The sequence below is a fragment of the Vibrio galatheae genome (assembly GCF_000967545.1).
GTDB lineage: Bacteria > Pseudomonadota > Gammaproteobacteria > Enterobacterales > Vibrionaceae > Vibrio > Vibrio galatheae.
In genome coordinates, this window is sequence record NZ_JXXV01000036.1 from 1 (window position 1) to 18960 (window position 18960).

Below are 18960 nucleotides of genomic sequence, written 5' to 3' on the forward strand. Positions count from 1 at the left end.
ATTTCATACCTGTCACATAACAGTTCTTAGACATTAAAAATCTGTATAAAACTGCTGAACTCTTCTACATTTTTCCTACACTGTATCTTTATACCCAAAAAATAACCTTTTTCACAACAACTTAGAGAACTCTATACCAAGTGCGGGACAAAATGCAGAAATAATCGCTATAGATGTTTAGGTCACGGGTTAGTGGCTTTTATGTACAGCTATACATAGTTTTAAGAGTTCGGATAATATAAAAAAGCCTCATAGTTTACACTATGAGGCTCGGAAGATTATGTGCGGTTATCGTCGTTAGTTTTCAATGCCGCGTGATTTAAGGAATTCAGAATACGTGCCCTTAAAGTCACTAATCTTGTTGTCTTTGATCTCGATGATGCGTGTCGCCAAAGAGTCAACAAATACACGGTCGTGAGACACGAAAAACAGTGTGCCTTTGTAGTTTTCAAGCGCCGTGTTAAGTGACTCAATTGATTCCATATCCATGTGGTTGGTTGGTTCATCCATTAGCAACATATTAGGTTTGTGCATCATCAACTTGCCTAAGAGCATGCGACCTTGTTCACCACCAGAAAGTACTTTGACTGACTTTTTGATGTCATCTTGCGAAAATAACATTCGTCCAAGGAAGCTGCGTATGACTTGCTCATCATCACCTTCCTGACGCCACTGCCCCATCCAATCCATAAGATTGAGGTCTTCTGCGAAGTCTTCCGCGTGATCCTGCGCATAGTAGCCAATATTTGAGTTTTCCGACCACTTAAATTCACCAGTACGCGGTTCAAGCACACCAGCTAAAGTGTTAAGAAGTGTGGTTTTACCCACGCCGTTTTCACCGATAATAGCGACACGCTCGCCAACTTCAAAAATCGCATTGAAGTCGCTAAACAGATCGTCTTCAAAACCTTGGCTTAAGTTTTCAACGATCAATGCATTACGGAACAGCTCTTTAGACTGTTCAAAACGAATGAACGGGTTTTGGCGGCTTGATGCTTTAACTTCAGCCAATTGAATTTTATCGATTTGCTTAGCACGAGACGTTGCTTGTTTTGCTTTCGATGCGTTAGCCGAGAAACGAGCAACGAAGGTCTGCAATTCAGCAATCTGCGCCTTTTTCTTTGCGTTGTCTGACAACAGTCGATCGCGAGCTTGTGAGGCTGCGGTCATGTATTCGTCGTAGTTACCCGGATAAACACGCAGTTCACCATAATCTAAATCAGCCATGTGAGTACAAACTGAGTTTAAGAAGTGACGGTCGTGCGAGATGATGATCATGGTACAGTTACGTTGGTTTAGCGTATCTTCTAGCCAGCGAATGGTATCCATGTCCAGGTTGTTGGTTGGTTCGTCAAGTAGCATGATGTGAGGGTCAGCAAACAGAACCTGAGCCAATAGAACGCGCAGTTTCCAGCCCGGGGCCACTTCACTCATCAATCCGTAATGCTGCTCTTCAGGAATGCCCACCGCTAGTAGCAATTCGCCCGCTTTGGCGTCGGCCATGTAGCCGTCCATTTCAGCGAACTGCACTTCAAGATCAGCCACCAGCATGCCTTCGTCTTCACTCATTTCTGGTAACGAATAGATACGGTCACGCTCTTTTTTTACTTCCCACAGTTCCTTGTAACCCATGATCACAGTATCGATAACGGTGAACTCTTCGTAAGCAAATTGATCCTGATTCAGTTTGGCAACGCGTTCATTAGGATCGTAACTTACATTACCGCCCGTTGGGTCAAGCTCACCACTTAGGATTTTCATAAACGTTGATTTACCACAGCCGTTTGCACCGATAAGGCCGTAACGGTTACCTTCACCAAACTTAACAGAGATATTTTCAAAGAGTGGCTTCGCGCCAAATTGTTGTGTGATGTTGTTAGTGGAAATCAATGTCGTTACCTATTTAATGTGAAAAACCGCGCCACACTACTGCTTCAAGCTAATAACTTCAAGTGTTGTTTTAGCTTTGCTCGATGAACACTTGATGACAACGAAAATTCACTTCTGAAAACGTCATCACATTTGCGAATCGGTTTAAGTACGACTCAATTGGCTCGCAATCAGCACCATTCTTGCTAAACTAACTCTAACTTTATAAGTTTTAAGAGATTTCATGAGCTATACGATACGTTTATTGCTGGTGGGCATCGCCTTTCTTGCGACTTATGCTCACGCGCAGTGGGATTATGACTTGGCGCCTACGCCGTCTGCCTCGTCAGTGGCTAGCGATATAAGTCATGAAGTCGAACAGTTACCCGATCCACTTTTCATAACCACCAGCGAAGCACAGAAAGTTGAGTTACTTTTAAATGCTGCTCTCCACGAACAAGCTAAGCAGCGAGCTATTTTTGACAACCAATTGAAAAACTACCGTGTTACGGGAACTGAAAACGCATGGTTTGATGTACAAAGCAGTTACCTGACCTTGTCGAGCTTAGCGCAAAGTAAACAGCGCTTACTCGAGTTATCCGACACCGCGACACGTAACCGTTTAACAGGATTCGGTCCCCTCGGCGTCACTGAGTTTAAAGGAGAGCTGTACCAAACTAAACTCAACATTCAATATTTGATTCATTTCCAAGTACGCAGCTTTCAGGCGCTGTTCAAAGACCTATTAATATCGCCCGTGCCAGTCATCTGGGCAGGCGTTAAAGTAATGTTCATCTATTTGACTTTAATCTGGTGGCTTGCGAATAATTCACGAATCATCCAATCATTCAAGAGCTCATCACTAGAAAGCAATTCCAATCCCCCCATTTGGGTTCGCTCTTTGTGGTACTTAAGCCGAGCGAATATCGCACTAGCTTGGTTGATAACGATTACCCTATCACTAAGGGTACTGGCAGAGATCGCCAGTTTGCAGCATCTCATTATCTTAGAAATTTTCACTTGGTGGATATTAGGCGGCGCTATAACGATCAGCTTTATCTTAGAATTTACTTATCATAATAGCCGCACTTCCAATCCAATGTTGACGGCACTGCGTTTATCAACCATTCGCCGTTATGTTTGGAGCATCATATTCGCCGGGGTCATACTGCAAATTTCAATTCGTACCTTAGGCAAAGGGACGATTTATTATTGGATCCACAGCGCGCTGCTTTTATGGTTCGTTTTGGTGACGATTTCTGCCCTTTATATGTGGCGAGAAACCGTTTTTGAGCGCGTGAAGCAGATAGCCGAGCGTCCTGTATGGATTCAATGGGCACAAGCAAAAAAAGAGACGTTCTTAGTCAATATCGTCGCAACAGCTCTCGCGTCGATATGGCTGTTGCTGCAGCTAATCCAACATAAAGTGATCGCTGCCCTGTCTCACTTTCAATTCTTCCGTCAGGCACTAGCGTATCTTTTTCGGGTCGAAGTCGCCAAACAAACCAATAGTGACCTCAATAATCAGCTCGTACGCCTGCGCGGTGACGCGGTATTTAATTATGTGCTTCCCGGCAGCAGTGACAGCCAGTTGATTGATTATGCAAATGAGGAAATCAAACAACTTTCCAAGTATCTGCTCACCGATAGTCCAGCGGTATGCGTTGTGACGGGCGAACGTGGCGTCGGAACGACAACTTTACTTAGGTCACTGCTCAATCGCGTCAAAAATGCCGAGCCAATTTACTTAAACTGCCCTTATGCTGGCTACAGCGCTCTGCTGACACATTTAGCCGTCAGTATTGGTCTTGACGAAGACGCGAGCGACACACAAGTACTCGCCCACTTACGCAAAAGCGACTCTACCTTTTTAATCGCGATCGATAACAGCCAGCGCTTAGTCCGGCCTATGGTTGGTGGGCTAAGTGATCTTATTCGCATCACTAACCTTTTACGCCGTTCACGCAAAAATCATCGCGTGGTGTTTGCTATCGAGAAAGCAAGCTGGCGCTTTGTGGATAGAGCGAGAGGCGAACGTTTGTTGTTTGATTTAGTCTCGTTTCTGCCCCCTTGGTCAGAAAGACAAATCGGCCAGCTACTGGATACTCGCATCAACCAAGACGACCAATATCCGCTGAGCTTTGAAGGGCTATCGGTACCAAAACAATGGGATCAAGAAGACTCAACCGAAGAGCAGCGGGCGAAAAAAGGGTTTTATCGTATTTTATGGCACTACTCCGACGGCAACCCCACGGTAGCGCTACGCTTTTTCCGCTTTTCTCTGCATCGTGATAAGGAGACAGAACAAGTCTATGTACGACTGTTCAGTACCCCCGAGTCACAGGAATTAGAGAAAATGCCCAAACCCATGTTGGCGGTGCTGCGCTCTATTCTACAACTTGAGATCGCATCTCCCGATATTCTTTCTGAGTGCACCCAGCTTACCATTGCCGAAATCACCGGCATACTGCGCTATTTTCAAAGCCGCGGATATATAGAGTGGTCGGAAGACAAAGCGAAAATTTCAGACCACTGGTTTCGCCACATTACCAACGTTTTAGACCGTCAACATTTATTGGTGAAGTAGTATGATTCGATATTTATCTGTTCTTTTTGCGTTAATGTTTTGTGCGACTTCGCTTGCGTCTGAGTCAACAACAGGTGTCGACAACATTGCCCAAATCGCAAGTTTGGTTCGATGGAGTGGCGTGCTGTTTTCACTGGTGATTATCGCCGCGACTTGGTTGTTACTCAAGTTCATGAATTCACTGGTCGAAAGTGTCGGCGGGCAATTCGCTCAATATCGTCTACCTCTGCAAAAGCTACAGTCTTTCATGCAGTTTTTTATCTACATGGGAGCAGGTATTCTGGTGTTCATGTTGAGTTTTCGCATTAACGATCAAATTCTCGCTTTGATAGGCGGGACGCTTGCGGTGTCAATCGGCTTTGCGCTTAAGGACTTAGCGGCTTCTTTCATTGCTGGCATGACCGTTATGGTTGATCGTCCCTTTCAAGTTGGTGACCGCGTCACGTTTGAGGGCAATTATGGTGACATTATTACGATTGGCTTACGCTCAGTCAGGATGCGTACCTTAAACGATGACATCATCACTATCCCGAACAACAAGTTTTTGAATGAGGTCACTGTCAGTGGCAACTACGGCGCTTTAGATATGCAGGTGGTGATCCCCTTTTTCATCGGAATGGATGAAGACATCACCCTCGCCCGAGACCTAATTCAAGAAGCGGCCTCTTCCAGTCGCTATATTCATCTGCCCAAACCTGTCACCGTACTTGTTAAGCAAACCATCACAGATAACTACCTCGCTATTCAACTGACGTGCAAAGCGTATGTGGTTGACACTACTTACGAAAAACTGTTTGAAACCGACATTACGCTAAGAGTGATGAAGGAATTTAGAAAGCACTCGATTAAACCGCCTCAGATCGCCGTCCAGAGCCAGCCCTAACGTATCCATTGCACACAAAGCTTAAAGATTCATGACTTTAAGCTCAGGTTCGGCGCGCTCTGGAAGAAAAATACTGAATTGGCTGCCTTTGCCATATTCAGAGCTCACTTTAAGTTCTCCGCCGGATTGGCTCAAAATACTTTGCGATACCGACAGGCCAAGACCAGTGCCTTCCCGCTTAGTCGTATAGAAGGGGGCAAAAATGCGCTTCAAATTTTCTGGCTTAATACCGCAGCCCTCATCTTGGACATGAATCACCGCGCCCCATGTTTTGTCATCTTCAACCCAATCCTCACTTGAAATGGTCAATTTTCCCTTTCCGCTCATCGCATGAATCGCGTTCATCTGCAGGTTAACCAATATTTGTAGCAGTTGATGGCGATTGACTTCGACACACGTCTCAGCATTCAACGCAGTATCAAATTGGACTTCACGTTTTTTCGATCCTGTTTTGACCAGAGTAATACTCTCTTCAATGATGGGATTGATGTGTTGCCAAGTGATCTCATCCTGTACACCACCCTGGCGACTGTATTGCAGCAAACTGCGTGTGATATTACGAATGCGATCAATTTGAGCGTGGATGGCATCTATTTCTTCGCTCACTCGCGCTGAGTCAGCGCCTAACTCAAATTGGATCAATTCAACATTGCCAAGTATCACCGCTGTCGGGTTATTAATTTCATGCGCGATGCCCGCGGTCAACTCCCCCAACGCAGCCAGTTTTTCATTCACCACCAGTTTATCTCTGGTTTGATTGAGCAGTTGAATGTGCAGCTCAAGCTGTTGGGTTTTCTCTTTAAGGCTCGCCGTTCTATCATGCACTTTGCATTCGAGCTCATCGGCAGCACGCTGAATTTCGGTGTTGCGCTGTTTAAGTAGGTCAAGCATGTTGTCAAACTGCTTAGCTAGCAATGCCAGTTCATGGCCATCATCAAGACCGAGCGGCCCAATACGGGTCTCTTTGCCTAACTGTATTTGTTTAATGACCCGATGAATATGTTCAATAGGCACAAACAAATCGCGCGAACCTCGATAAACAAGCAAACTCGATAGCAGCAGCAGTACCACAGTCGTGATTGAGATTTCAGCAATATTGGTCATGTAGGTCGCGATAAACGGCCACAGTAAATAGCCAGTGTAAAGCATGCCGATTTCGTTGCTGTATTGATCATACAGCGGAGTGTATGCGGTGATGTACCAAGCATCATAGACGAAAGCTAGGTTGGTCCAATCATGCCCTTCAATCAACACGGTTTGCTTAACTTCGTCCGATACCCGCGTGCCGATTGCGCGTCCAAGTCGATCGTTGCTGTCTAACGGAACATTGGTACTGATGCGCAGATCGTCCAAAAACACCGTTAAAGTACCGACAGGCCGGAGGTGATCTTGCTTAGACGGATAGATAAGGTCACGTATCGCATCGACCAGACCGGTACTGTTATTAAGCAGTAGACCGCCATCAAGAAAACCGATGATGTCGTTGAGTTCATTTCGTACTGGAATCACAGTTCGACTGACCAAACCGCGTTTTTCGACGCTATCGTTACCAACGATTGGCGTCTGCGCCCGAGCCGCGAGACCTGTGTCCAACTCAAGCAGCTCTTGTTCTGATAAGACATCAAAAAAAGATTCTCGATGAGTGAGATCCATAAAACGAAACTTATTGTCTATGCTGTCAACACGATGAAAACGGAGGAAGTCGAGTTTATACTTCTCTCTTTGCTGGGCGACCCATATCTCCAAATCAGAGTCCGCGAGATTAGCTTGACGTGCGCGGCGAATAAACTGATATGAACTGGCAAAGGCCTTAACATGATTGGCTTGTTTCTCTTGAATAAGCGCAATGCTGTTTTCAGCGAACCCAAGCCGTTCTGATACATCGACAAGGGCACTTTGCCAAGTGTAATGGATAGACCAATAAATCGTTATACCAATCAGTGCAAGCAGCGTTAATACAATCGGTGCAGAGGTTAAAATCATCAACCGATAACGCACCATGGTTTTGAATCGATAGCGCCATTTTGACCATATATTGGGACTATTCGGCATAGCTTGATTCCTCACTATCCCACTCTTTGAATTTACGCTCTAACGTTTTACGCGCTACCCCAAGAACGCGAGCGGCGGCTGATTTGTTGCCATCATGATGATCAACTAGCTGCTGAATATGAGCTTTTTCCACTTGTTTGAGCGACCAGCTATTCGGGTATCCCTCATTTTGCCAATGACTTCCCGTCAGCTCGACGACCTCAGCGCCACTGGATACCGATAGAGTGACCGAAGGTTTCAGCGTATCGCCATGGATTTCACGCCAATAATGCGCAGGCGGCTTGCCTAGCAGAATGCAACGCTCGATTAAGTTTTTCAGCTCACGAATATTGCCTGGCCAGTCGTACTCTCTCATCGCGAGAATATCTTCATGGGCCCAGTTGGGATTTGGCATACCTAACTCAGAGGCGAGCATTTTAGTAAAAAACGGCACCAAGTCGATTAAGTCAGCTTTACGCTCTCTAAGTGGTGCGACATCGATCTTAAGCACATTCAGGCGATAAAACAGATCGGCGCGGAAACTTCCTTTACTAACCTCCTGCTGCAAATTTCGGTTGGTTGCTGCCACAACTCTTACGTCGACAGCTATCTCTTTTTCTCCCCCAACAGGGCGAATGGTTCTTTGTTCTAACACTCGCAGCAAGGCTGACTGCATAGCCAGAGGCATTTCACCGATTTCGTCTAAAAATAAGGTTCCGCCACTTGCGACACGAAATAGTCCCTCGCGGCTTTTTTTCGCGCCGGTAAAGGCACCAGCGTTATGACCGAACAATTCACTCTCAAGCAGCTCAGGGGCTATCGCACCGCAGTTTATCGCGACAAAAGGACCACTGCGTTGGCTGGCTTCATGGATTCCCCGTGCCACCAGCTCTTTACCTGTGCCTGATTCGCCCTCGATTAATACCGAAGCTCGCGATGGCGCAAACTGGGCAATCAGTTGCTTTAGCTGCGCAGTCTTTTCAGAACTACCGACCATATCTGTCGCAATGTGGCGTTTAAATTCATGACGTAGCGCAAATTGATGTCTTTGCGCCAACCGCTTGTCAACACAGCGCTGCACTGCTTGCAACATCTGCTCTAAGTTGAACGGCTTGAGGATAAAGTCAGATGCACCAAGTTTAAGCGCCGAGATGGCTGTTTCGAGATCCGCGTAGCCTGTCATGAATATGATATCGGCCTTCTTGTCGGGATCGGTAAAGGCTTCTTCCCATTCAATACCAGAGCGACCCGGCAAATTGATATCTAAAATTATCAGATCATAGTGGTTTGTGCAGCGCAGCTCCTCTGCGTGTTCAATGCTGCCGACACAATCCACTTTTGAAAACCATTTGCTTAGCGCTTTATTAAGGATCGTTTGCATCCCTATTTCATCATCGACAACGAGAACAGCAAAGGCTTGATATTGTGTGGCTTTATTTAGATTGGTTGATGTCGGCATGATACCCACTTTCTTATTATGGTGATTAGGACAGAGTGTACCAACTTTATTCTGCCACGACCCAACAAATGTGAGACATTTTGTCCGTCATCAAACTTTAGTGACTCACCTCATGCAAAATTCCTTTGAAAACAGTGACTAATTCTTGGCATTAAGATTGCTATTTATGCGAACCAGCCAATAGAATGAATCTAATCGCATAGGCTCACATTGTTAACTTTTATCAAGCCCAAGTGGCAAAAATGGATTAATGACACTATGAAAGCTATTACTGTCGCCTTAGCGACCGCCTCACTCAGCCTGTTTTGTTACTCAGCCTCTGCCGAAGAGGTTCAACACGTACGTTTAGCCACCACAACCAGCACTTATCACTCAGGGCTGTTAGATTACCTGTTACCAGAGTTTGAACAAGACACAGGTTACAAGGTAGATGTGGTTGCCGCTGGTACTGGCAAATCATTAAAAATGGGCGAAAACGGTGATGTGGATTTGGTGATGACCCATGCACCTAAGGCGGAAGCTAACTTTGTCGAGCAAGGATTTGGCGTGTTGCCGCGTAAATTGATGTACAACGACTTTGTCATCGTCGGCCCACACGCTGACCCAGCTAAGGTGGCGCAGCAAAAAGATATTGCCGAGGTATTTAAAAGCATCGCAACAAGTGACTCTACCTTCGTTTCTCGCGGTGACGACTCTGGCACACACAAAAAAGAAAAAGGCATCTGGCAACAAACTCAAATGGAGCCCAACTTTGCAGGCTATCGCAGCGTTGGTCAGGGTATGGGGCCAACCCTAAACATGGCCAATGAGATGCAAGGGTATACCATGACAGACCGTGGAACTTGGCTTGCTTACAACAATACGCTTGATCTCGAGATCCTATTTGAAGGCGATAAGAATTTATTTAACCCTTACCAAGTGATTCTGGTCAATCCACAGCGTTACCCGCGCATTAACTACCAAGGAGCGAAAATTTTCAGTGATTGGCTAGTTACCGCCAAGGGTCAGCAGTTGATCAATGAGTTCAAACTCAACGGTAAACAATTGTTCGTTGCCAATGCGAACGAGCTATAACGCTGAATGAACCTGTGGCAAACAACCCTTGATGCACTAGCCTTATTGGTCAGTTTTGACCAAGAGCTGTGGGAGATCGTCGCGGTCTCCTTCAGCGTCTCGGTCTCGGCGATTTCTATAGTGCTGTTTCCAGCCATACTATTGTCATTCGTCTTGGCTTATAGCGACTTTACAGGCAAGTGGTTGTTGCTGTCATTGATCAATACCCTCCAAGCGATCCCGACCGTGGTGATAGGTTTGCTACTCTATATGTTGCTGTCTCGCGCAGGTCCACTGGGAGATTGGCAGATGCTGTTCACTCAAAAGGCAATGATTGTCGGGCAAATGTTGATTGGTTTTCCAGTTCTGGTTTCGATGATGCACGGGGCTTTGCAATCGAGTGACCGACGCGCGATTGAAACCTCGATAACACTCGGTGCTTCGGTGCCACGTACTGTCGCTACCATGATATGGGAGACCCGATTTCCTTTGCTTGCGGCGGCGATTGCGGCGTTCTCGCGTATCGTGACAGAAGTGGGCTGCTCGACCATGGTGGGCGGCAATATTATGGGCATCACGCGTAACATTCCGACAGCGATTGCGATGGAAAGCCACAAAGGCGCCTTTGCACAAGGTGTGGCGCTAGGCATTGTCTTGTTGACGCTCGCCCTCGTGCTCAACTTTATGTTAACCAGCATGCGCGGCAAGGGCTATTTAAGGACGTAGGCGAACGATGACAATAAAAATCACAGCCGAGCAACTCTCGATGCGTTTCAAACAACGTGTGCTGTTTCACATCCCGAGTCTCTCCATTGGTCCTAACGACGCTATCTATCTCAAAGGTGATAATGGTGTGGGCAAAACCACCTTGTTAAAAATACTATCTGGGTTAATCAAACCGACTACGGGCGTGGTGACTGCGCCTAGTGATACTTGGTTGCAACGCCTATTCTCTCGCACCGGCCGTAAAGGCGTTATCTATCTTCACCAGTCCCCCTATTTATTTGATGGTTCGGTTTATGAAAATGTCGCTTATGGGCAGCGATTTGAACGAGACGCAACAAAAGATAAGCGAGCGCAAGTTATCACAGCATTACGCATGGTAGGCTTAGAAACCTTAGCTGACGAACATATCTCTGTATTGTCTGGTGGTGAAAAACAACGCGTTGCAATGGCAAGAGCTTGGATACTCAAACCTTCGATTCTACTGATGGATGAGCCAAGTGCTTCGCTTGACCAAGAATCTATCGAGCGCCTAGTGACGATGGCAAAAGACCTGCTAGAACGCGGCGCGAGTTTGGTGATTACCAGCCATCAGCAGAACGCTCTTACTGCACTGTGTAACAAGCAGTGGCTAATTCACGCGCATCAGCTCACAGAGTACGCTAACAATGAGCGAACCTCTAGCAATGTCGTTGTTTTAAAAGACAAGTCTCATGACGTTAAGCTAAAATTGCGCTAAACAATAGGGTAATTTTACATTTCAGATCCTGTCGGTATCGAAAATTAGCTAGCGTTCCAAAATTAATAACATAAGGAGTCAAAGACTTCATCTATGCTTCAATCAAGACAGACAAGTTGGATAATCTTAGCTGGCGGTCAAGCGAGTCGCATGGGAGGACGAGACAAAGGTCTAGTGCTACTCAACGACAAGCCACTGATTCAACACGTCATTGATCGCCTATCACCGCAAACTGAGCACATTTTGATTAACGCCAACCGCAACCAAGATGCGTATCAAGTGTTTGCACCGGTTTTCTCCGATCAATTTCAAGACTTTCCTGGCCCTATGGGTGGCATTCATGCTGGGTTGGTTAATGCCAGCACAGACTGGGTAGGTTTTGTGCCTTGCGATAGCCCACAAATTAATCCAGATTTAGTTGAGCGCTTTTGTCAGGCTGCAAGAAACGACACTGATATTCTTGTTGCTCATGACGGAGAGCATCAACAACCCGTCTTCACTCTCTACCATAAGCGTGTATTGCCTAAGTTGACGGCATTTCTCGAACGTGGCGACCGAAAAATCATCCTGCTTTACCAAGAATGCAGCACTCAATACGTCGATTTTAGTGACTCACCCAACTGCTTTGTTAACTTAAACACACCCGAAGAATTGGCCCAATTTGGAACCATCCGCGATGATATTTGATTTACCCATTCCTATTTTAGGTTTCGCTGCTTATTCAGGTACCGGAAAGACAACCCTGCTCGAAGCTTTAATGCCAAAACTCACGCAAGCAGGGTTGCGGGTTGGCATGCTCAAGCACGCGCACCATAATTTTGATGTTGATAAGCCCGGCAAAGACAGTTATCGATTAAGAAAAGTAGGCGCCAGCCAAATGGTGATCTCTTCGCGTAACCGATTTGCTCTAATGACAGAGACACCAGAGCAAGAATCAGAATTTAGTTACCTGCTAAGTCGTTTCGATTGCGACAAGCTGGATGTGATTTTAGTCGAAGGTTGTAAGAACATTGCCTTCCCTAAAATAGAACTTCATCGCGAGGCCGTAGGTAAACCTTGGCTGTATGACAATGATGGTAATATTATCGCGATTGCTGCCGACACTCGGGTTGAAAGCTGCCTCTTGCCACAAATGGACATCAACGATCTTGATGCGATAGCAAGGTTTGTCCTCGATTACGTTAATAGTGCCCAAGATGTAGATAAAAACGTCGCGGCATGTTGCGATACCCTTTCGCCCGCTTATTTATCTGTCGAACAAGGCCGAGATAAGATCCTCAACTTGGTCAGCCCGATTGCCGAGCAAGAAACGTGCGCCATCGAACGTGCTTTCGGACGAGTTTTAGCCCGAGATATACTCTCACCAATAGATGTGCCTCAATATACCAACTCAGCCATGGATGGCTATGCCATTCGCGGCGAAGACATTGGCTTGGAAAGTTTTGAGGTTGCGGCACAAGTGATGGCTGGAGAGGCTTATGAGCAACCACTTGGCAAAGGGCAAGCAGTAAAGATCATGACAGGCGCACCTACCCCATCCAATGCTGACACGGTAATTATGCGTGAACAGGCCAAGCAAACTGGTCAATCAGTAACGTTCACGGCGAGTGCGAAGGTTGGACAGAACGTGCGCTTAGCGGGGGAAGATCTGGCCAGAGGCGCCGAAGTCTTTTCAACTGGGCAGCGCATCGGCTCTGCCGAAATGGGGATGCTGGCATCACTCGGCTTTGCGTCCTGTAATGTGACTCGTCGCTTAAAAGTGGCAATTTTTTCGACGGGTAATGAAGTTCAAGCACCCGGTGGCGAACTGCAATCGAACACCATTTATGATTCCAATCGTTTTACCTTAATTGGGATGCTGCAAAATCTTGGCTGCGAGGTGTTCGATCTGGGTATCATTGAGGACGATGAATCTTTGATGATTGAAGCAGTGCAAAATGCAGTGAGCCAAGCCGATGTAGTCATTACTTCAGGTGGAGTGTCTGTCGGTGACGCGGACTACATTAAATTTGCATTGGAAAAACTCGGCCAAATTGATTTTTGGCGGATCAATATGCGGCCTGGTCGCCCGCTCGCTTTTGGTCAAATTGAGGGGAAACCCTTTTTCGGTTTGCCGGGGAATCCCGTCGCAGTTATGGTCTCGTTTATCAACTTTGTCGAACCAGCGCTGCGTAAGATGCAAGGCCAACTAGGCTGGCAACCGCTTAAGTTAAGCGCTATCGCCAGCGAGCCACTGCGCTCTCGCCAAGGACGTACCGAGTTCAGTCGCGGGGTTTATCAGTTAGATTCACATGGACAACTGACTGTTCGAACCACAGGTAAACAAGGTTCTGGTATTTTACGCTCAATGAGTGAAGCAAACTGCCTGATCGAGATTGCACCGTCAATTGATATAGTAAAAGTCGGTGAAAGCGTGACAATCATCCCACTTCAAGGCAGAATCTAACCCTTCAAGCACAAGGTCAGCCTAGCTGGCCTGTTTCGTTTTATCGATTTGGACACATTTATGGCTCGCACAATCCTATACACCTATAAGGAAGAAGAGAAAACGCTGACCTTCTCTTACCAACAGCACCGAAATATTCATGAAGCGGTAGCAGAAGCAGAAGGCATTGATATCTCAGGCTATTTGAAGATGGAGCAACAAATCGAAGCGATATCGGATACGAAAGCGGTCAGAAACTATCGTGATAATCATTTCAAAAAGCTTGGCTTTGGTCGTATCACTCTACAGCAGAAAGAGAACCTAGGTGTGGGTAAGAAAAATAGCTAGAATGAGCGATTAGCAAATTGATCAAAAAGGGCTGCATACGCAGCCCTTTGTATTTGAGGTGTTAACTTTTTACTTGATGTTTAAGAAAGCAGCACCACGGACACCGCCTGAATCACCGTGCTTAGCTTTGATGATTTTTGGACACTTGGCGACAGATAGCAGGTATTTCGGGATACGCTTTGGCATCTCTTCATAGATCAGTTCAAAGTTTGACAGACCACCACCTAGCGCAACCACGTGCGGGTCATTGGCAGTAAAGATGTTGGCGAAACAGATAGCAAGCAACTCCATAAAGCGCTCGACATGCTCAACCGCCTTAGCTTCGCCCGCTTGGTACGAAGTAATAATATCGATCGCTTTCTTCTCTTCACCAAAGTAATGAGCATAAATTAACTCAAAACCACGTCCCGACAGGTAGCTGTCTAAACAGCCTTTTTTACCACAGCCACAACCAAGCAGCGGAGCGTTATCACCTAGGTGGAACCAAGCATCAATTGGTAAACGCATATGGCCAAGTTCGCCAGCAACATGGTTTCGGCCAGAGAAGACTGTACCATTGTAAACCAAACCACCGCCGAAACCGGTGCCAAGAATTAAGCCCATGACAGAAGGCTCATCTTTCAATTCGTCGTCCCAAGCTTCAGAGAGAGCAAAACAGTTGGCATCATTTTCGATCTTTACGCTACGGCCAATCTTCGCTTCTAAATCTGCACGTAGTGGCTTACCTTTTGCCGCAGGAACATTCACCGTCAGCACGGTAGCGTCTTCTGCATCTTCCATTCCTGGAAGACCAAGTCCAATTTTACCTTCGCAACCAAACTCTTGATCGTATTTATTCACCAGACCCGCAATCGTATCAACCAATAGCGCGTAGTCATCCGTTGGCGTTGGTACTCGCTCAGTTGCAACTCGCTCCAGTTGTTCGTTAAATGCACCAAATTCAATCTTAGTGCCACCAACGTCAAAGCCGTAGTACATCTCTTCTCTCCCAGAAAATAACTCAAAAAATTGATTTAATTGATGCATTATCCATATAGCTACGCCTACAAACTGTGATTTAGTCGAGATTTAAGCTTGAGGTGCGGCTAAGTGCGCAGCGTCTGTACAACCAGATGCCAATAATTAGAGGAATTTCTCGTTTCTTATCTGATTGATGAAATGATTCAGTGCTGGCCTTGTCTCATCTGGCCTATTACGAGTTTTGCTGTTCATATAGCTTTCACGAAAGACCGCAAACCAAGTGGCCAATGTATGCGACAGTTGTTGCTCATCCAATGCACCAAACACTAAGCTGGCGACCTCTGCAGTGGCGAGGTGTTGTTCATTGTCAGAGCGACGCATCATGTACTGAGAAACCGAGTCGGGGCTAATTGACATAACAGGCAAGGAGTCTAAATAAGGCGACTTATTAAACATTCTGCGTGCTTCTCGCCAACTGCCATCAAGAAAGATCAGCAACGGAGTTTTATCCTCGCACAGCGCGGCCACATTAGGTTCAATCAGTCTACTTGAGTCAGCTACATACTCTTCGGGAAAGACCACTATCGGCTGATACTTAGTATCGTTGAGTACGCTGAGCATCTCTGCGCTTGGTTCGGTTCGGCTCCATTGATAGGCATAACCATTTTTAACAACATCAAGGATCAAACGGCCGGTATTGCTGGGTTTGAAAACCTCATTGTCAGATAGCAGCAGCATTACGGCAACATCGCTGTCAATATCGGGCTGGTAAGCGCACAAGCAGTCTTTCTCTGCCACTTGACAGTAGCGACATCGAACCACCTTACTCCCGCGTGCAGCAAAGGGTTTGGTTGAACGTGCTAAACGTTGATGGTAGAGATGATGAAAGGCGTGGATTCTCATGGCTGATCGTAGATAATGATTTAGGCGAGCCAGTTTACTCACCCCACCAACAGTTGCAAGGAATAGGCAATGCAAAACCCCGAGATGATACGTCTGAGCTTCTTTCTCTCTGTGCTAATTTTGTGCGGATTATGGGAATGGGTGACGCCGCGTAAACAACTTACCCAAAATAAAGGTTGGCGTTGGTTAAATAATCTTGGCCTGATTGCTTTTAACTCGCTATGTTTGAGCATGTTAATGCCGATTGTCGCCTTTGAAGCGGCCATCTATGCATCCGACAATCATCTGGGCTTATTCAATCAACTCGCGTTACCTTTCTACGCTGAAATTGTTTTGGCGGTGATTTTGCTCGATTTTGCAATTTATCTGCAGCATCTTGTGTTTCATCGCGTACCAATACTATGGCGCCTGCACAGAATGCACCATGCTGACCAAGATATTGATGTCACCACTGGCACGCGTTTTCATCCGATTGAGATCATTTTATCGATGTGGATTAAGGTCGCTTTGGCTATTTCGCTTGGCATATCACCGCTGGCTATAGTGGTGTTTGAAGTTATTCTCAACGCCAGTGCCATGTTTAATCACAGTAATGCCTACCTGCCGCTTAAGCTTGATCGATGGCTGCGAAAAGTGATTGTGACACCTGACATGCATCGAGTACATCATTCTGTCATCAGCAAAGAAACCCATTCTAATTTTGGTTTCTTTTTATCGATTTGGGATCGCGGGTTTAACACCTACCGGGCGCAACCTGAACAGGGGCACGATAAAGTAAAAATAGGCCTGCCCATTTTCCAAACCGCTCAAGAGCAACGCCTTGATAAAATGCTCACCCAGCCGTTTAGGAAGCAGTAAAAAAGGAGCATCTCGCTCCCTTTTCACTCGTCACAGCTTATTCTAACTCGCTGTTTACACAACATATTTGTGCAGCATCGCTTGTTGGTGACCAGCAATATCAGCGACTTGTTCGGAACTCTCAACCATAGATTCCAGTTGCAGTTTCGTCTGCTCACCCTGCTCAGACACACGAGTTATCGACTCACTGACATGAGCCGTTGCTCGCTCTTGCTCTTCAGTGGCGACAGAAACCTGTTCCACGCGCGCCTTAATATGCTCAACAGCAGTTTCGATATTAACGAAGGTCGCTTTAACCTGTTCGCTCGACTGCAACGCGTTGGCCATTTCAAGTCGTGACTCCTCAACGGCCACTCTCGAGCGCTCTGCTGCGCCAACCAATTGATTCATGCGATCGCGTATTTGAGTGGTTTGAGTGGACGTGTCGCTGGCCAACTTACGTACTTCGTCAGCAACGACTGCAAAGCCTCTGCCCTGCTCTCCTGCTCGCGCCGCTTCAATTGCTGCGTTTAGGGCGAGTAAATTGGTGTTTTCCGCAATCCCAGAAATCAAATCGACCATTTCACGGATCTGTTTGACTCGCTTATCCAGCTCAACCATTGAAGACTCGTTGGTGTTTAATGTGTTTTCTAATGCTTGCAAACGCGCCTGATTCTCTTCAATCGCCGAGACACCCTGGCTAGAAAGTACGGAGGCCGATTTAGATTCTTCGTATGACTCAGTAGTGACGCTCGAAATTTCACGAATCGAAGCTTCTAACTGAGTAATCGTGGTAACCATGCTAGCCAAAGATTCATTCTGTTCACTTAAACTCTGATTTGACTGCTCCGCTGCGCCATGACTGATTTCTGCGGTTTGATAGAGGGTTTCGCAGTTTCGAGTGACTGTTGCGATAGATTCATTGGTTGAAGCCATAACTTGATTAAGCTTACTTGCAATCTCTTTCATCTCCAACGGGCCAAGTAGCTGCGCCTGACCGGTTAAGTCGTGCGAGGTCATTTTATTAAGATTGTTTAAGATGTTTTTCAGCCCACGATTAATCCACTGACGAAGTAGCAGCCAAGCGATCAGAACAACCGCAACTAGCACGCCACCACTGATAAGCAAAACGTAAGTAATAGTCTGCATCGTCGTGGTGACAACGTTTTGGCTCTCTTGAATTAAAGATTCGGCGGTAGAAGAGATTTGATTTAGCGTCTCAATAGTTTGGTTCGCTACCAGCGCGACTTGCTCAACTTGGCTCGACTGTTTGGTAGCAAGTTCAAGCTTGGCTAAAATTTGATCGACCACACCATCGTTTTCAAACCCCGACAATACCATGTCATAACCCGCTGTGAGACTGGCGAAGTCAACCACATCTGGGTGCCATTCTTTAAAATCATCGTACGCTAAATTGATCCCTGCCAATCGATTCCTTATTTCACGAAATTCATTTTGCGCCTTGGTGAGATCCGTATGCATCATCAATTGCACAAACGAGCTTTCCATTGAGCTTACATTAGCAATAAATCGATTTGCTGCATCGGCTGATTCTGGGTTGTCGCCGACCAGAAACGAGGCGATGCGGTTCATCTCTGGGCCAACGGAACCCAGACCATAGCGGAAGCCATCAAGTTCAGAGTCGATTTGTTGCTGCTTTGTGATGATGTTGCTTTGCGTATCAATTACGCTAGCCGTCAAAGTGTTCAACTCTAAAATGGACTGTGTTAGCTGCTCGGTTTGTTGCTGTGAAATCGCCTCACTAAAGTGCGATGAAACGGCGAAAACTTGCTTGGTAAGTTGTTCGATTTCTGCCTCTAAAAGCGCGATTTTATCCTGATGCGCAGCTAACGTTACCTGATCCTGCGTCTGCGTCAGAAAGCTGAGCTGCTTAGCCTGCTCTAAAATATTTTGCGTCAATTGAGCATTAGTCAGTGCAAGTGGAAGTGCCTGCTCTGATAGCCCGTAAAACTGAAAGTTAATTCGTTCGAGACCCTTGATACTGGTGACAGAGAGTAGAATGACAAGTAAGGTGATAGTAACAAATACAGCACTGATCGTTTGTATCAGTGACAACTTAAATTTACCTTTATTGTGCGTTTCCATTTGGAATATTGTCCTAGTACTTAACTTTACAGTCGGG

15 protein-coding genes are annotated in these 18960 nt (G+C 46.2%); 9 read left to right on the forward strand and 6 right to left on the reverse strand.

Translation table 11 applies throughout. From position 1 onward, the window contains the following. Nucleotides 1–297 precede the first annotated feature (297 nt). Entirely contained in the window at nucleotides 298–1890 is a 1593-nt protein-coding gene (locus TW81_RS17545; protein ID WP_045957042.1) for an ABC-F family ATPase, read from the reverse strand. A 223-nt stretch (nucleotides 1891–2113) separates the two neighbouring features. Between TW81_RS17545 and TW81_RS17550 the strand changes: the two genes are divergently transcribed. Then, nucleotides 2114–4456, forward strand: coding sequence for an ATP-binding protein (locus TW81_RS17550; RefSeq protein ID WP_045957043.1), 2343 nt, complete (start codon nucleotides 2114–2116; stop codon nucleotides 4454–4456). A gap of 1 nt (nucleotide 4457) precedes the next feature. After that, nucleotides 4458–5339: a mechanosensitive ion channel family protein gene (locus TW81_RS17555; RefSeq protein WP_045957044.1), complete on the forward strand. Its 882-nt coding sequence runs from the start codon at nucleotides 4458–4460 to the stop codon at nucleotides 5337–5339. Nucleotides 5340–5360: 21 nt separating this feature from the next. On the opposite strand, the gene TW81_RS17560 is transcribed toward TW81_RS17555, so the two are convergent. Together TW81_RS17560 and TW81_RS17565 are read right to left on the reverse strand one after the other, a co-directional pair. Then, nucleotides 5361–7391 carry a sensor histidine kinase gene (locus TW81_RS17560; RefSeq protein WP_045957045.1) on the reverse strand — a complete coding sequence of 677 codons (2031 nt, stop codon included), beginning with the start codon at nucleotides 7389–7391 and terminating at the stop codon, nucleotides 5361–5363. After that, nucleotides 7381–8829, reverse strand: a complete 1449-nt coding sequence (locus tag TW81_RS17565; RefSeq protein ID WP_045957046.1) for a sigma-54-dependent transcriptional regulator — start codon at nucleotides 8827–8829, stop codon at nucleotides 7381–7383. The genes TW81_RS17560 and TW81_RS17565 overlap by 11 nt, the downstream gene beginning before the upstream one ends. A gap of 258 nt (nucleotides 8830–9087) precedes the next feature. Between TW81_RS17565 and TW81_RS17570 the strand changes: the two genes are divergently transcribed. The 6 genes from TW81_RS17570 to TW81_RS17595 all read left to right on the forward strand — a co-directional run bounded on the left by TW81_RS17570 (nucleotide 9088) and on the right by TW81_RS17595 (nucleotide 14117). Further along, complete coding sequence (locus TW81_RS17570; protein WP_045957047.1) at nucleotides 9088–9903, forward strand: ABC transporter substrate-binding protein; 816 nt, start codon at nucleotides 9088–9090, stop codon at nucleotides 9901–9903. Nucleotides 9904–9909: 6 nt separating this feature from the next. Beyond that, nucleotides 9910–10608: an ABC transporter permease gene (locus tag TW81_RS17575; RefSeq protein WP_045957048.1), complete on the forward strand. Its 699-nt coding sequence runs from the start codon at nucleotides 9910–9912 to the stop codon at nucleotides 10606–10608. 7 nt (nucleotides 10609–10615) lie between these two features. Continuing rightward, nucleotides 10616–11344: an energy-coupling factor ABC transporter ATP-binding protein gene (locus TW81_RS17580; RefSeq protein ID WP_045957049.1), complete on the forward strand. Its 729-nt coding sequence runs from the start codon at nucleotides 10616–10618 to the stop codon at nucleotides 11342–11344. A gap of 93 nt (nucleotides 11345–11437) precedes the next feature. Next, nucleotides 11438–12031, forward strand: a complete 594-nt coding sequence (gene mobA / locus TW81_RS17585) for a molybdenum cofactor guanylyltransferase MobA (RefSeq protein WP_045957050.1) — start codon at nucleotides 11438–11440, stop codon at nucleotides 12029–12031. Then, entirely contained in the window at nucleotides 12021–13790 is a 1770-nt protein-coding gene (locus tag TW81_RS17590) for a bifunctional molybdopterin-guanine dinucleotide biosynthesis adaptor protein MobB/molybdopterin molybdotransferase MoeA (protein WP_045957051.1), read from the forward strand. Before mobA ends, TW81_RS17590 begins: the two co-directional genes overlap by 11 nt. A 60-nt stretch (nucleotides 13791–13850) precedes the next feature. Further along, nucleotides 13851–14117 (forward strand): DUF2960 domain-containing protein, encoded by a 267-nt coding sequence (locus TW81_RS17595; RefSeq protein ID WP_045957052.1) that lies wholly within the window; start codon nucleotides 13851–13853, stop codon nucleotides 14115–14117. A gap of 69 nt (nucleotides 14118–14186) precedes the next feature. On the opposite strand, the gene nagK is transcribed toward TW81_RS17595, so the two are convergent. Further along, a complete protein-coding gene (nagK, locus tag TW81_RS17600) occupies nucleotides 14187–15095 on the reverse strand; it encodes an N-acetylglucosamine kinase (protein ID WP_045957053.1) in 909 nt (302 codons plus the stop codon). 144 nt (nucleotides 15096–15239) lie between these two features. Continuing rightward, entirely contained in the window at nucleotides 15240–15980 is a 741-nt protein-coding gene (locus TW81_RS17605) for a tRNA-uridine aminocarboxypropyltransferase (protein WP_045957054.1), read from the reverse strand. Between the two features lie 69 nt (nucleotides 15981–16049). On the opposite strand from TW81_RS17605, the gene TW81_RS17610 reads away from it, so the two are divergent. Further along, nucleotides 16050–16838, forward strand: coding sequence for a sterol desaturase family protein (locus TW81_RS17610; RefSeq protein ID WP_045957055.1), 789 nt, complete (start codon nucleotides 16050–16052; stop codon nucleotides 16836–16838). 54 nt (nucleotides 16839–16892) lie between these two features. Here TW81_RS17610 and TW81_RS17615 read toward each other — a convergent pair whose 3' ends face one another. Beyond that, nucleotides 16893–18923, reverse strand: a complete 2031-nt coding sequence (locus tag TW81_RS17615) for a methyl-accepting chemotaxis protein (protein ID WP_045957056.1) — start codon at nucleotides 18921–18923, stop codon at nucleotides 16893–16895. Nucleotides 18924–18960 lie beyond the last annotated feature (37 nt).